Raw genomic sequence first — 13,363 nt, 5'->3', positions numbered from 1 at the left:
CCGGTGCGCTAACACCGTCGGGGGCCGTCTTGCGTTAGAAGAGTCTCAGAGCAGCATTCGACCTCGCAGTCGCCTGCGCCGTCCTGGGCGCGGCGGAGCGGATCGACCCCCGGGTGCTCTCCGACATCGTCATGATCGGCGAGCTGGGGCTCGACGGGCGCGTCCGGCCGGTGCGAGGAGTACTGCCCGCGGTCCTCGCCGCCGCGGACGCCGGATACGAACAGGTGGTGGTACCCGAGTGCGCGGCGGCCGAGGCCTCACTGGTGCCGGGGATCTCCGTGCTCGGCGTGCGCAGCCTCGCACAGCTGATCGCCATGCTCACCGACGAACCGGTCCCCGAGGAGGACCCCGACGAAGCGGGCCGGCCCCAGCCCCTGATGGCCGGCCTGCGCATGCCGGGCACCGGCGCGGCCACCGGCATGCACGGCGCCCAGCACGACCAGGGTCATGACCTCGCCGACGTCGTGGGCCAGCGCTCCGCGCGCACCGCCGTGGAGGTCGCCGCGGCGGGTATCGGTAAGCCCGGCTATTGGAACTTGAGGAATGAGAGTTAGCGGCGTCGTTTGCGCCGCTTGCGTTCGCGGGCGAGCCGGGTCTCGACCGTGTCGACGGACAGGTTCAGGATCTTTGCGATCTCGGTGTTCATGTAGCCGAGCGCGCGCAGTTCTGCGATCTTGCGGAGGTTCGTGGGCAAGGTGGCGATGATGCTCTGCTCACTCTCCTTGGCGATGACGGCCGCCGCCGGATCCGGATCACCCAGGGCGAAGTCCCTGTCCAGGACAGTGACGAGTTCCGCATCGTCGAAAAGGAGCAGGTCACGGTTCTCGAGCGACTTGCTCCAGCGTCGGTAGCTGTTCGGGAAGCTCCTGATGCAGGCGCCGGTGAAGTACGTAGTGAGGCTGGAAGTGCCTGGTTCCCAGCGACCGATCATGAGGCTTTCGCGAAAGCTGTCCGACGCGGCGATCACGGTGTCCGTCACGAGGTCGCTGCGCGCTTCCCGGTTGTCCCGCAGGATGCTGCGGACTGTTTCGTCGGCGCGAAGGCCTCGGTTGATCTTGCTGCACTCTTCGAAGATCTGGCCGTCCTGCACCCACTTCATGAGCACCGACCACCCGTAGTGCATGAGACGTTCCTCGACGACCCCCCATCGCGGTCCCGTGAAGCCTTCCGCGCGGAGGATGTCGACGATCTGGGCGTCGGCGGCGAGTCGGGCAGACTCTTCGGCAGGTGAGAGTTCCTGGGCAGCGGAAAGCGCCGGCGACGGGTTGTCGCCGCCGGCGCGATCTGCTTTGGTGGAACGCTGCACTGCCTAGGGAACTACTGCTCGCGGTCCGTGTGGAACAGAGCACCCAGCAGGGTGAGCAGTTCCAGAGCCTGGTCAGCGGTGAGGTGGCCACTCTGAACCAGGATGATCACGATGACCACCACCCAGGTCTGAGGGTGTGGTTTTTCCCAGGGGGTGTCCCCGGGCAGCACGCATGCCGCCATGGTGTTCTCTCTTCGATCCGCATCGTCACGGTCACAGAGCCCCGCTCCGCCAAGATCGGGATGTGTCCGCGTTCGGCCGTGTGGCCGGTGTGATGGGATCATTGCGCAGTGTGAGCGGGCAATGCAATGCAACCCCGGAGAATTGTGGGGTGCGTCACAGAGGGAACGGCAAGGGGAGGCCCGCCGGTTTCTTGGCGGAGCGCGGCGGGCCCCCTGCGGATCGAGTAGCACGCGGTGCGTGATGAGCTCGACTAACTACTTCATAGGTCGATCTCGCAGGAGAAGCCGTCGCGGTAGTGACGCAAGTCACTATCGATTCGCTCTAATTGCTTCCGTTGGCCTTCAGGGGCACTTCAGCAGCGCAAATGCTTCGGGTTCACCTCATCCGGAAGGTGCTCGGATTGCCTCAGCCCGATGATGGCCCATGCGAACGGGGCCATCATCGGGCTGAGGGGGTCAGGAGGCCAGGACTTCGGGCGCCTTCTTTTTGATCTCCCGGATACCTTCCCGGAGGAGTGGGTGTAGCGAGCGCTGGACGAAGTCGTTTATGGACCAGGCGACGTCTGCCGGCACGGCTGTCTGGATGCCTTCGAGCGCCACGAGTGCGGTTTCGGCGTCGCGGATGGGCTGCAGGATGCCGGTGAGTACATCCCGGACGTGCCAACGGTTGTGGTAGTGCCCCAACTCCGGGAGCGTCTGGACGGTCAGCCTGAGGACGGTGGCGTCGCTGGTAGTGCGCACCGCGCGCCTGGCGAAGTCGGCGATGACGTCGCAGTACTCGAACGGGAACGTGGAGGCGTTCACGGTCGTGCAGAAGTTGGCGAAGATGGCGATGAAGGCGGCGCTGTCCGTCTGCCAGCAGAGCTGGATCGTCTCGGCCGACATGGCGCCCAACACGCGCATGACTTCTTTCTGGGCGAGCAGGTCATCTGCGTCGACTCGCTGGGCCCAGCCGAGGAACTCGTCGACCGCGATGGGGTCGGCATCCTTGGCGGCGAGCCGAGAGGTCAGGATGTCCGCGATGTCGCTCGGGGCCTGCCAGGTGATCTTGTCGGCCTCCATTGCCTTCTCGATCGCGTTCAGGAGGTCGCTCGGTGTGCGGTAGCGGTTCGCGTGCCTGGCTGTCGCACGCAGGATCACGGGGCGGAGCGGACCGTTGGGGATGTCGTCGTCCGACAGCGGTAGTTCCCCGGTGACGAGGTGCTGGAGGATCTTTCCCAGAGAGAAGACGTCGGCCCGTTCGTCCGCGTCCTTCGGCTTCTTCCACTGCTCGGGGGCGGAATAGACGTAGGTTCCCAGGCCCTGGGCGAGGGTGGAGGTGAGGGCCTCGGACTGGCGCTCGGCTTCGCGGGCCAGACCGAAGTCGCTGATCGCCCACCCGCCCTCGGCGGTCCGCAGAACGTTCGCCGGCTTGAGATCCCGGTGTAGCACCTTCGCCTGGTGGACATAGGTCAGGCCGGCGCAGATCTGGCGCATCACGTCCGCGATTGCTGGCAGGTTGTCCTTGAACTGTCCCGCGACGTCGTGGAGGTTGCCCCGCGCGAGCGGCATCGCGTACCAAATCTCGGAAGTCTCCGTGCAGTCCCCGTGGGTGATGACGGGGATGACGTTCGGGTGCGAGAGCTTCTCGCTGAGGAGCCGCAGCTCACGCACGAACCGACGCGCGGCCTCCTCCTCGATGTTCTCGACGTCCCGCAGGACCTTCACAGCCACGAGGTTGCCCGTCTTGGTGTCTGTGGCCCTATAGACATCTGCGAATCCGCCGCTGCCGACGGGGGGTTCCTCCAGCGTGAAGCGGTTGCCCAGAATGCGGCGGGCTTCCGCGGCACTCGGGCGTCCCGCAGTTGTGCGGCGCAGACCCGAACCGATCCAGGCCTCCACTTCATCCAGGTCCCAGATCGGGCCGAGTGCGATCTCGGCGACCGGATCCGGGAACGTCCCCTTGTCGCGCAAGGTGGCGATCCGCTGTCGGCTGATACCGAGAAGACCTGCCACTTCGCTCACGCCACCCAAGCGTGCCATCAGCACCTCCTGAAAAGGTTGTCCCGGGGACAACATAAAGTAATCATTGTCGCAGGCGCAACCTTTTCAGGGAGGCGGGGAGTGCGCAGGGTGTTCGCGCGCCCGGCGGGCGAGTTCGGCTGCGTAGCCGGGGCGGATGTTGCCCGCTTCGGCGGCCCAAGCGGTGGCGGTTTCGACGTGGATGCCGAGCAGGTTGCTGAGGACGACGGCGGGCAGTTCGGCGGCGAGGTCCAAGAGGGCGCTGTTGCGGCCGGCGCGGCCGCGGAGTCCGATCCGGTTGAGCCGAGTGCCGAGGTGCTCTGCGCTCATCGGGCGGCCCGCGCGGGCGCCGGGGAAGAGCCAGGGGTGGGCGTCGGTGTGGCCGAGGGCGGCGTGGCCGCGGCGTCTGCGTACGAGTTCCCGGATCAGGGCGGCGAGCGGTTCGGGGACATTTAGGGGCGCGGAGCCGAGAATGAGGGTCAGGCCGGCAGATGTCTCCTTAACCTGATCCGTGGTCAGCCCGGCGATGCGGCTGATGCGTTGTCCGTAGAGGACGACGAGGCAGCCGGCGACCCGGTCCACCGTGTCCAGGGAGGTGTCGGTCAAGAGGCGTTTGCTGATGGTCCACCGCTGGTCGGCTTCGGGGAGCACTTCCTGGCCGCGAGTCGTGGTGTGGGTCGGGATTTCGAAGCGGCAGCAGTAGCCGCGGGCTGAGCACCAGATCATGAAGTTGCGGATGACGGTGCGGCCCTTCTGCCCGCCGCTCAGCCAGACGTCGATGTCGGCCTGCGTGCAGGTGGCCAGGCTCATGCCGTGTTCGTGGAGCCAGCTCAGCAGGCGCATAGCCGCCCGGATGTCAGTGCGGGCGGTGGTGAGTTGTCCCTGGGTGAGCGGGCGACGGCGGGCGCGACGCCGTAGATTGCGCAGGTGAAACCAGGTCCCGTAACGCTTGACGATCGCTCGCTCTTCGGGATCCGGTATCTCTTCCAAGGTGCGCGGGAGCCAGTGCTCGAACATCGCGAGGTATTCGTCGCGGGCGGGCAGGACGTCGTGCGCGACCAGAGCGGCCCGAAGGTAGAAGATCGACTTCGACCGGGGCAGCTGGTCGATGACCGCGTGAGTGACGGGCCCGGCGCCGGAGGCCAGGATGCCAAGAAGTTGCTGTGTGCCCGGCCTGCCCAGCCAGAGCAGCAGGGATGAGGGCGGCGAGGCCGCGAGGGCGGCGGCCACCTGTTCTAGCGGTGTCCGCAGTATGCCGTCCGAACCGGTGAGTAGCGCGCGCAGCTGGCGGTCGGCGGCGCAGGCCGGACATATCCCGTGGTGGTGCAGGCGTTCATGGCTGCCGCACCGGGAGCACTCGCGAAACGAGATCGGGTGCTTGGGATAACAGACTTTGCAGAGGGCGCCTCCGTCAGGGCCGCGGCTGTTGACGGGCCGGGTGTGACTGCACTGCGCGCAGGGCTCTCTGCGGCGGCTGCACCGCTCACAGAGCGGACCGCCGTTCGCCGCACGGGCCCAGACCGCGCGGTCGTCGCCGCAGAGTGAGCACGGTGCCGTGTTCCGCCGGGCCGTGCAGGCCGGACAGCGGGGTGCGTCAGTGCCGGCGAAGTGGCAGGGTTTGAGGATTCCGCAGACCGAGCAGACGGCCAGCGGGTCGCGCCAGCACCGCTTGCACCAGGGCTTGCCCTCCGTGTCGTGCCGGGCGAGGGCGAGGCGTCCGCAGCCGGCGCATAACTCGTGATCGACAGGATCGCGGCGGGCGCAGGAACAACACAACGGTCCCCCCTCGGGGGTGCGGCGGTTGACCCTGGTAGGCCGTCCGCAGTCCGAGCAGGATTCCATCCGGGCCTCGTCGTAGCAGTTGCGGCAGCACCGGAGCTCGTCACGGCGATATTTCAGCTCGGCCCGACGGTGGCAGAACGGGCAGGAGGGCGCGGTGATGCCTTGCGCGTGCTGGGTGAGCAGGGCGTTGATCAGAGCGATCACCCGTGGTGAGCCGTGGGCGCCCTCACCGGTCAGTAGTCCGGGACGGCGCATGAGCTCGACCAGGACACTGCGCTGCTGCGAAGGCAGCGGCAGCGCCCGAGTGACGAGGTCTTTCAGGATCGTGGCGTCCAGGCCGGTTCCTGCTTTGTGCAGGATCAAGCAGATCTCTTCCACCTCGCCCTGCTGACCCGGGCGGTGCCGCTGGCAGCGGGGACGGCCATCGCGGTCCCAGCCCACGACCTTCAGGGACTTGCCGCAGATGCTGCAGGGCAGTCTCAGCTGTCCTTGTCCGGCGGTTTTTCCTCCGCAGTACGCACACATGCGGCGTGTGCCGTTGGTGCGGGATAGTCGCTTTTGCTGCCCACATCCGGCGCAGCGGGGCAGGACGAGTTTGGTCGAGCCGTGCGGCAGCAGGGCGCGGATGAGGTCCTCGACCTGCCGTGGGCCTTCCGGTCGGCCGGAGGAGAGCAGCTCTGGGTCTTCGGCCAGGGCCCGGGCCAGGCGGCGTTGCTTGGCCCGGGTGTCGGCGACCCGGACGATCTCCAGCGCGACGGTCTCGGGTGCGATGCCGGCGTCGGTGGCGACGACGGCCTCCGCGATGACCGTGCGCGGGTCGGTGAGGAACCTGGGAGGTGCTTCCCTGGATTGGACGCTCACTGGGAATCGGGGAGGATGCGGGCCCGCCGGGGCCGGAACGAGCCGACACCGCCCTCTGCGGTGCCGTCGGCCGGGGCCTGGTCGGAGGCGGTCCGCCTGGCCTTCGCGGTAGCGCGGACCGGCTCGATGAGTTCCTCCATCCGGCAGCCCAGGATGTCGAGTACGGCCATCAGCGTTTTCATGCTCAGCCGTTCGGGCTTCTCAGTCACCAGCCGGTAGGTCTGGCTGGCCGACAGGTCGATGCCCCTCTCAGCGAGTAGCGGCCGTAGGTCCGTTGTGGAGAACATGCCTCGCTGGGCCATGAGCTCGCGCAGGTGCCACTGGTAGTCGAGTTTCGCGGTCACGCCATCTCTCCTTCGGCAGCGAAGGCACGGTCCAGCGCCTTGCGCATCATCGTGTTCATGAAGTCGTTGCTGACCCCGGTGTAGATCGCGGTCGTCGACGCATAGCGGTGCCCGACCTGCTCCTGTACGAACTTCGGGTCGGCGCCGTCCTCGATCAGGTGCGTGACGTAGGAGTGCCGCAGGCAGTGCGGCACCAGGTCCTCGTCGAAGCCGAGGGCGTTGCGGTAGGCGGCGAACCGTTCCTCGATTTCCCGCGGTTGCAGGCGTCCACCCCGCTCGGTCAGCCACACAGCCTTGTGGCCGGCCTGGTGCCGGAACCGCGGACGCATGTTGACCAGGTAGTCCTCCAGGGACTCCACCGCCCACGGCATCACGCTGGCCACCGTGCGGCGGCGCGGGCCAGAGCCCCGGCTGGCCTTGCCATAGCGGACTGTCATTAGCCCGAACCGTCCCAGCTCAGGTGCCTTGGGGTTGCGGTAGAAGTCGGTGACGTCCAGCCGTGACACCTCACGGCAGCGCAACCCCCAGCCATAGATGGTCTTGAACACCGTGGCGTCTCGGTAGGCCTGCAAGGCTCCCTTGCGGCCCCGGCGGACCGCGTGTTCGACCTGGTCGTCGGCGTAGTCGAAGAGGGCCTGGATCTCCTCCCGCGTCATCGGCCTCCGGTCGGCGTCGCCCTCGTACTCGTCCAGGTGCGCCGCGGTGTTCCACTCGTGACAGATCTGCACCGGATGCGTGCCGAACCGCTTCTCGCACTCGCTAACCCAGGTGTAGTGCGGCGAGGTGAGGAAGTCGCAGAACTGCCGGATTGCCCCCTGGTAGGAGCGGATCGTTGACCTCGCCCTCTGGAGTTCGGCGATCAAGGTCGTCGACCACTCGTCCATGTGGGCCGCGGTCCACCGCCACGGGTATTCGCCGCTGAACTCGGTGAACCGCCGTACCACCCGTACCCGCTCGCCGATCGTATCGACCCCGAGACGGCGCCCCCGCTGCTGCTTCTCCCAGCCTTCGAGCATCGCCTCGAAGACGGCGTCCTCGGGGTGCAACAGCGAGACCCCATCGATAAGCAGCAGCCGGGCCGATCCCGGTGGCTCCTCACCCCTTCGAACCACTCCGACCTCCCATGCAGTGGAAGACCGAATAATGCATCAGATGCACGATGGTCTCCACCTTGCCTGGTCAGAAAGGTGAATGACACATGACAAGCCATTACGATGAAGCGCAGGTCCCGGCAGCATCGGACATCCTGTCGCGCATCAGATGCAATTCCCCGGAGTTCGGACACCACCTCTTCCTGGAGGGCCCACCGGGGGCGGGCAAGACGATGCTCGCCGAGCGGCTGCCCGCCGTCCTGCCACCGCTCACCAGGGGCGAGTCCCTGGAGGTCACGGCCGTCCACTCGGTCGCCGGTCTGCTGCCACCGGGCAAACCCCTCGTCGACGTCGCGCCCTACTGCGCGCCCCACCACTCGGCGACCATGCAGGCCCTCGTCGGCGGAGGCCAGGGAATCGCACGACCGGGCGCGGTGTCGCTCGCCCACCGCGGGGTGCTCTTTCTCGACGAGACCCCGGAATTCAGCGGCCAGGCCCTCGACGCGCTGCGCCAGCCCCTGGAGGCGGGGCATGTCGTGATCGCGCGCAGCGCGGGAGTGGTGCGGTTCCCGGCACGGTTCCTGATGGTGCTCGCCGCCAACCCCTGCCCCTGCGGACGCTTCTCGCGCCGCGACGACCTGTGCGACTGTCCGCCCTCCGCGATCCGGCGCTATCAGGCCAGGCTCTCCGGCCCCCTGCTCGACCGGGTCGATCTGCGCGTCGAGGTGGACCGGGTCACACGCTCCGAACTGACCGGGCGCGGGGCGCGCGGCGAATCCACGGAAACCGTCGCCGGCCGCGTACAGGCGGCCCGGGAGCGCGCCGCGACGCGCCTGACGGGCACCCCCTGGCGGACGAACAGCGAAGTGCCGGGACGCGAGCTGCGCAGCCGGTGGCACGCGTCGCCGGGCGCGCTGGACGAGGCCGAGCGGAGCCTGGAGCGGGGCGTACTGAGCGCCCGGGGCCTCGACCGGGTGCTGCGCGTCGCGTGGACCGTCGCCGACCTCGTGGGACACGACCGGCCCGACGCGACGGACGTCGCCCTCGCGCTGCAACTGCGCACCGGGGTGCCGCGCGGGGTGCCGATGGCGATCGGCGCACTGTCATGAACGGCCGAGGTGCACCCCGGGAGGGCGAGAGCCGGGACGCCGGGCGCCGGGAGGACGGACGGCGGGAGGACGGGCGGCAGGATGGCGCTCGCGGGGCGGACGCTGCCCGTAGGGACGGCCGTGGAGGCGAGCGGGAAGGGGGCCGCGGAGAGGGCGCAGGTCCTGGGGACGTCCACCGCGAGGATGTGCGCCGGGAGCGCGCCTGCCGGGGCACGGACTGCGGGGACGCCTTCCGGGAGGGTGCGCGAAAGGATTGCGGGGGCGCCTGCGGGGAGGGGCCGCGGCAGGAGTCCGAGAGTGCCTTGCGGGTGGGCTCGCATCAGGAACGTAGGGATCCCTGTCAGGTGGGCCCGCGTCAGGAGCGTGGGGATCCCTGCCCGGTGGGCGCGCGGCGGGAGTACGGGGATGCCTGTCAGGAGCGCGCCCACCAGGCGGACGTCGGCAGGGAAGGCGCGCACCGGCAGGACCCCGACCGTGCGGGCGAGCGCGCGCACCGGGCCTTTCTCGCCCGGGTCGCCGAACCGGGCGACGAGGTCTGCGGGCGCTGGATCCGTGAGGTCGGGACCGAGCGGGCCGTCCGCGGACTCCTGGACGGCGGGGAGCGGCCGAGGGGGGTGACGGACCGGAGATGGGCGGGACTGCGGGCGCGGGCCGAGCGGGCCGACCCGGAGCGGGACCTCGCGGCGGCCCGTGCCGCCGGAATCCGCTTCGTGTGCCCGGGAGACTCCGAGTGGCCCGCACAGCTCGACGACCTCGGGGACGGCCGTCCCACCGGACTCTGGGTACGAGGGAGCCCCAGCCTGCGGATGTGGGCACTGCGGTCCGTCGCCCTCGTGGGCGCACGGGCGTGCACGGAGTACGGCGCCCACATGGCGACCACCCTCGCCGCCGGACTGGCCGAGCGTGGCTGGGTGGTGGTGTCGGGCGGCGCCTACGGCGTGGACGGAGCCGCGCACCGGGGCGCCCTGGCGGCAGGAGGGGCCACCGTCGCCGTGCTGGCCTGCGGAGTCGACCGGCCCTATCCCCGCGGACACACCGAGTTGATCACCAGGATCGCCGAACAGGGCCTGGTCGTGGGGGAGTTGCCGCCAGGAGAGCATCCCACGCCGAGCCGGTTCATCCTGCGCAACCGGGTCATCGCCGCGCTCACCCGGGGAACCGTGGTCGTCGAGGCCGCCTACCGCAGCGGCGCGCTGGTCACGGCCCGTGCCGCACAGCGGCTGGGCAGATTCGCGATGGGCGTGCCCGGCCCGGTCACCAGCGGGTTGTCGGCCGGCGTCCACGAACTGCTGCGCGGGGAGGCGGTCCTGGTCACCGACGCCGCGGAAGTCGCGGAACTGGTGGGCGACATGGGTGAGCTGGCCCCGGACCGGCGCGGGCCCGTGCTGCCTCGTGACCTGCTGGACCCGGGTGCCGGACGGGTGCTCGCCGCGCTGCCGGCGCGCGGACTGACGGGAGCGGAGGAGATCGCCCGCGGGGCCGGGACCACGACGGACGACGCGGTCGGGAGACTGTACGAACTCCGCTCGCTCGGGTTCGTCGAACGACACGGCGACGGCTGGAAGTTGACACGCCAGATGATGATCTCGGTCCGCGACGGTCGGCCCGGGTGCTGACCGAGCGTGTTCGGCCGTCCGGGCGAACGTCGACACCCTTGGCAATACCCGCAGTTGGCGGCTGATGACGGTCACGGACGGCGACGAGGGTGACCGGGACAAACCCTGAGCGGAACGTATCTGCGCACGGTCCGCCTCCAGCCCTTCGCGCACTGCGACACCTCAGTCACGCTACGCTCACGTGGGTTCCGACGCAGACACACAACTCGGCATCAGAGCGACAGCTCACCCAGGCACCCCCAGTTCACGGCAGAACGGCACAAGGCGACGAATGCCCCAGCACACCTCCGGGTCCGATCGGGCGGCGATCCCCCCAGCCGCCCGCGACGGCGGTAGCAGGCGGCCGCCCGCTCCCTCGACGCTCGACGAGCTGTGGCGGTCGTACAAGACGACGGGCGACGAGCGGCTGCGCGAGCAGCTGATCCTGCACTACTCGCCCCTGGTCAAGTACGTCGCGGGACGCGTCAGCGTGGGTCTGCCGGCCAACGTGGAACAGGCGGACTTCGTCTCCTCGGGGGTGTTCGGACTGATCGACGCGATCGAGAAGTTCGACATCGAACGGGAGATCAAGTTCGAGACGTACGCGATCACACGCATCCGGGGCGCGATGATCGACGAGTTGCGCGCACTGGACTGGATCCCCCGCTCGGTGCGGCAGAAGGCGCGCAACGTGGAGCGGGCGTACGCGACGCTGGAGGCGCGGCTGCGACGCACCCCGTCGGAGGGCGAGGTGGCCGCCGAGATGGGGATCGCGGTGGAGGACCTCCATGCCGTCTTCAGCCAGTTGTCCCTGGCCAACGTGGTGGCGCTGGAGGAGCTCCTGCACGTCGGCGGCGAGGGCGGCGACCGGCTGAGCCTGATGGACACCCTGGAGGACACCGCGGCCGACAACCCGGTCGTGGTGGCCGAGGACCGGGAACTGCGCAGGTTCCTGGCACGGGCGATCAACACCTTGCCCGACCGGGAGAAGACCGTGGTCACGCTCTACTACTACGAGGGCCTCACACTCGCGGAGATCGGGAACGTCCTGGGAGTGACCGAGAGCCGGGTCAGCCAGATCCACACCAAGTCGGTGCTGCAACTGCGCGCCAAGCTGGCCAGTTTCGGACGCTGATCCGGAGCGTGGCGCGGGTGCTGAATCGTCCCTTCGTCACCAGGGCCGCGATTCCTCCAGGTGGTGGGAGTGGCTGCCGCCATCCTCCGTCCGTCCGTAAAGTGGAGGCGTGCCAAGGATTCGAGCGGCCTCCGTGGCCGAGCACCGGTCGATGCAGCGAGCCGCCCTGCTGGACGCGGCCCGCTCCCTGCTGTCCGAGGGCGGGACGGAAGCACTGACCTTCCCCGCCCTCGCCGAGCGGACGGGCCTGGCGCGCTCGTCCGTCTACGAGTACTTCCGTTCCCGCGCCGCCGTGGTCGAAGAGCTGTGCGAGGTCGACTTTCCCGTGTGGGCGGCCGAGGTCGAGGCCGTGATGGCCGCGGCCGAAGGGCCCGAGGGCAAGGTCGAGGCCTACGTCCGACAGCAGCTGGCGTTGGTCGGGGACCGGCGCCACCGTGCCGTCGTGGCCATCTCCGCGAGCGAGCTCGACGCCGGAGCCCGCGAGAAGATCCGCGCGGCGCACGGCGGGCTCGTCACGATGATCGCCGAGGCGCTCCGGGACCTGGGCCATGCCGAACCGCGCCTGGCCGCGATGCTGCTCCAGGGCGTGGTCGACGCGGCCGTGCGACGCATCGAGCTGGGGGCGGCCGAGGACCCCGACGCGATCACGGACGCGGCGGTCGCGATGGCCCTGCGGGGCGTACGCGGCTGAACCCTGCCTCCGCCCCCGCCCCCCGCCCCCCGCCCCCCTCCCCCCTCCCGCCCCCACCACCCCCGCGCCTGCCTCACCGCACCTGTCCCGCCAGTCGCCCTCGAAGCCTGGCGCGCATGTCCCACCCGTCCCTCCACTCACCCACGCCCGGCGCGCCGTGCCCTGCGCCCGCGGCCTCGCCGATCCCCGTGGGCCCTAGCCGCACGCATGCGGGCCCCGTCGATCCCCCGAGGGCCTCGCGGTACTCCGCGCCTCGCCGTTCCCCCACCCTCTCCGGGTGTCACGGCCCCACCGGTTCCTCCCCGGCGGTAGGTGTGTCCGGGGCGGGGGCGGTCACGGTTGTCCGCCTGTTGTCGGTACCGGCAGCAGACGGGACGGTGCGTGGTGCAGGAGCCACGCGGGGAGCAGGGAGAGCGGGTCGAGGTAGGTCCGGTCCCGCAGGAGGCCCCAGTGGAGGCAGCTCGTGGGGCAGTGCGAGCCGTCCGGTTCGAGCGTGCCGAGTACCTCGCCCGCGGCCACCTGGTCGCCCTTCTTCACCGTGGCCCGTACCGGGGTGAAGGTGGTGCGCAGGGGCGGGTCGCCGGTGCCGGCCAGCTCCACGGCGACCGTTCCGCGGCCCGCCACCCGGCCGGCGAAGGAGACCCGGCCCGGGGCGACGGACCGGACCTGGTCGCCCTGGGCCGCCGCGAGGTCGACGCCCCGGTGGCCGCGGCCGTAGGGCGTCGCCGGGGGCTGCCAGGCCCGCAGGACCGAGGGGCGTGTGCCCACCGGCCAGAGACGGGCGACCGCCGGGACCCTCGCCCCGGCGCCGGGCGGCTCCCCGGGGACCGGAGGTGCGGGACCGTCCGGCCGTGCCGAGGACGTCGGGGTGGCCAGGGCGACGGGCACGGGTGCTGAGACGGCCCGTATGGCGGGCCCGGCAGGGCCGGTGGGCACGGTGGGCCCGGCAGGTATGGCCAGCGCGGCCACCGTGATTCCCGACAGCAACTCCAGCCACGTACGCACGCATCGTTTCGCTCGCATGCGAGAACGGTCCCGCATCGGGCGGATCTTGGCCGGGATCTGTGGACCACCGCCCGGTTGTGGACAGCGGCGTCACCCCGCACCTCGCGGGTCCCGTACACTTCTCGTGGCGATCCGGGTCACCGGGTCGACTTCGCACGCCCCGACACGCGGTCATCAAAAGCCGGTGTCAGCGCCCCTCGGTCCCTTGTGGCAAGGCGCAACGCGGGCGTCAGGCGCGAGTGCCGTCCGGCACACGCGGCA

Annotated in this window: 10 protein-coding genes and 2 pseudogenes; 5 read left to right on the top strand and 7 right to left on the bottom strand. The window is 69.9% G+C overall.

Annotation, left to right across the window (positions count from 1 at the left end; translation table 11 throughout):
* Positions 1–50: 50 nt before the first annotated feature.
* Positions 51–512, top strand: a pseudogene (locus GFH48_RS12460) (magnesium chelatase domain-containing protein); the annotation flags it as partial.
* A 38-nt stretch (positions 513–550) separates the two neighbouring features.
* On the opposite strand, the gene GFH48_RS12455 reads toward GFH48_RS12460, so the two are convergent.
* From GFH48_RS12455 to GFH48_RS12430, 6 genes are all read right to left on the bottom strand, one after another.
* The gene (locus GFH48_RS12455; protein WP_153288334.1) at positions 551–1,306 is read right to left on the bottom strand and encodes an RNA polymerase sigma factor; all 756 of its coding nucleotides are present in this window, start codon (positions 1,304–1,306) and stop codon (positions 551–553) included.
* A gap of 11 nt (positions 1,307–1,317) precedes the next feature.
* Positions 1,318–1,488 (bottom strand): hypothetical protein, encoded by a 171-nt coding sequence (locus GFH48_RS12450; protein WP_153288333.1) that lies wholly within the window; start codon positions 1,486–1,488, stop codon positions 1,318–1,320.
* A gap of 456 nt (positions 1,489–1,944) precedes the next feature.
* Entirely contained in the window at positions 1,945–3,510 is a 1,566-nt protein-coding gene (locus GFH48_RS12445) for a serine/threonine-protein kinase (RefSeq protein ID WP_228121319.1), read from the bottom strand.
* 66 nt (positions 3,511–3,576) lie between these two features.
* Positions 3,577–6,132, bottom strand: coding sequence for a site-specific integrase (locus GFH48_RS12440; protein WP_153288332.1), 2,556 nt, complete (start codon positions 6,130–6,132; stop codon positions 3,577–3,579).
* Positions 6,129–6,476: a helix-turn-helix domain-containing protein gene (locus GFH48_RS12435; protein WP_153288331.1), complete on the bottom strand. Its 348-nt coding sequence runs from the start codon at positions 6,474–6,476 to the stop codon at positions 6,129–6,131. Before GFH48_RS12435 ends, GFH48_RS12440 begins: the two co-directional genes overlap by 4 nt.
* Complete coding sequence (locus GFH48_RS12430) at positions 6,473–7,588, bottom strand: tyrosine-type recombinase/integrase (protein WP_228120539.1); 1,116 nt, start codon at positions 7,586–7,588, stop codon at positions 6,473–6,475. The genes GFH48_RS12435 and GFH48_RS12430 overlap by 4 nt, the downstream gene beginning before the upstream one ends.
* 167 nt (positions 7,589–7,755) lie before the next feature.
* Between GFH48_RS12430 and GFH48_RS12425 the strand changes: the two are divergent.
* The 4 genes and pseudogenes from GFH48_RS12425 to GFH48_RS12410 all read left to right on the top strand — a co-directional run.
* Positions 7,756–8,676: pseudogene (locus GFH48_RS12425) on the top strand (YifB family Mg chelatase-like AAA ATPase); the annotation flags it as partial.
* 380 nt (positions 8,677–9,056) lie between these two features.
* On the top strand, positions 9,057–10,292 hold the full coding sequence (gene dprA / locus GFH48_RS12420) for a DNA-processing protein DprA (RefSeq protein WP_153288330.1): 1,236 nt from the start codon (positions 9,057–9,059) through the stop codon (positions 10,290–10,292).
* 271 nt (positions 10,293–10,563) lie between these two features.
* Positions 10,564–11,406, top strand: coding sequence for an RNA polymerase sigma factor WhiG (whiG, locus tag GFH48_RS12415; protein WP_153288329.1), 843 nt, complete (start codon positions 10,564–10,566; stop codon positions 11,404–11,406).
* Between the two features lie 133 nt (positions 11,407–11,539).
* Positions 11,540–12,097 (top strand): TetR/AcrR family transcriptional regulator, encoded by a 558-nt coding sequence (locus tag GFH48_RS12410; protein ID WP_153292878.1) that lies wholly within the window; start codon positions 11,540–11,542, stop codon positions 12,095–12,097.
* A 333-nt stretch (positions 12,098–12,430) separates the two neighbouring features.
* Here GFH48_RS12410 and GFH48_RS12405 read toward each other — a convergent pair whose 3' ends face one another.
* Positions 12,431–13,120, bottom strand: a complete 690-nt coding sequence (locus tag GFH48_RS12405) for a murein hydrolase activator EnvC family protein (protein ID WP_228120538.1) — start codon at positions 13,118–13,120, stop codon at positions 12,431–12,433.
* Positions 13,121–13,363: the final 243 nt, after the last annotated feature.

This window comes from Streptomyces fagopyri (genome assembly GCF_009498275.1).
Classification (GTDB): Bacteria; Actinomycetota; Actinomycetes; order Streptomycetales; family Streptomycetaceae; genus Streptomyces; species Streptomyces fagopyri.
Note: the sequence above shows the minus strand (reverse complement) of the source record. Positions and strands in the feature narration are given on the sequence as shown.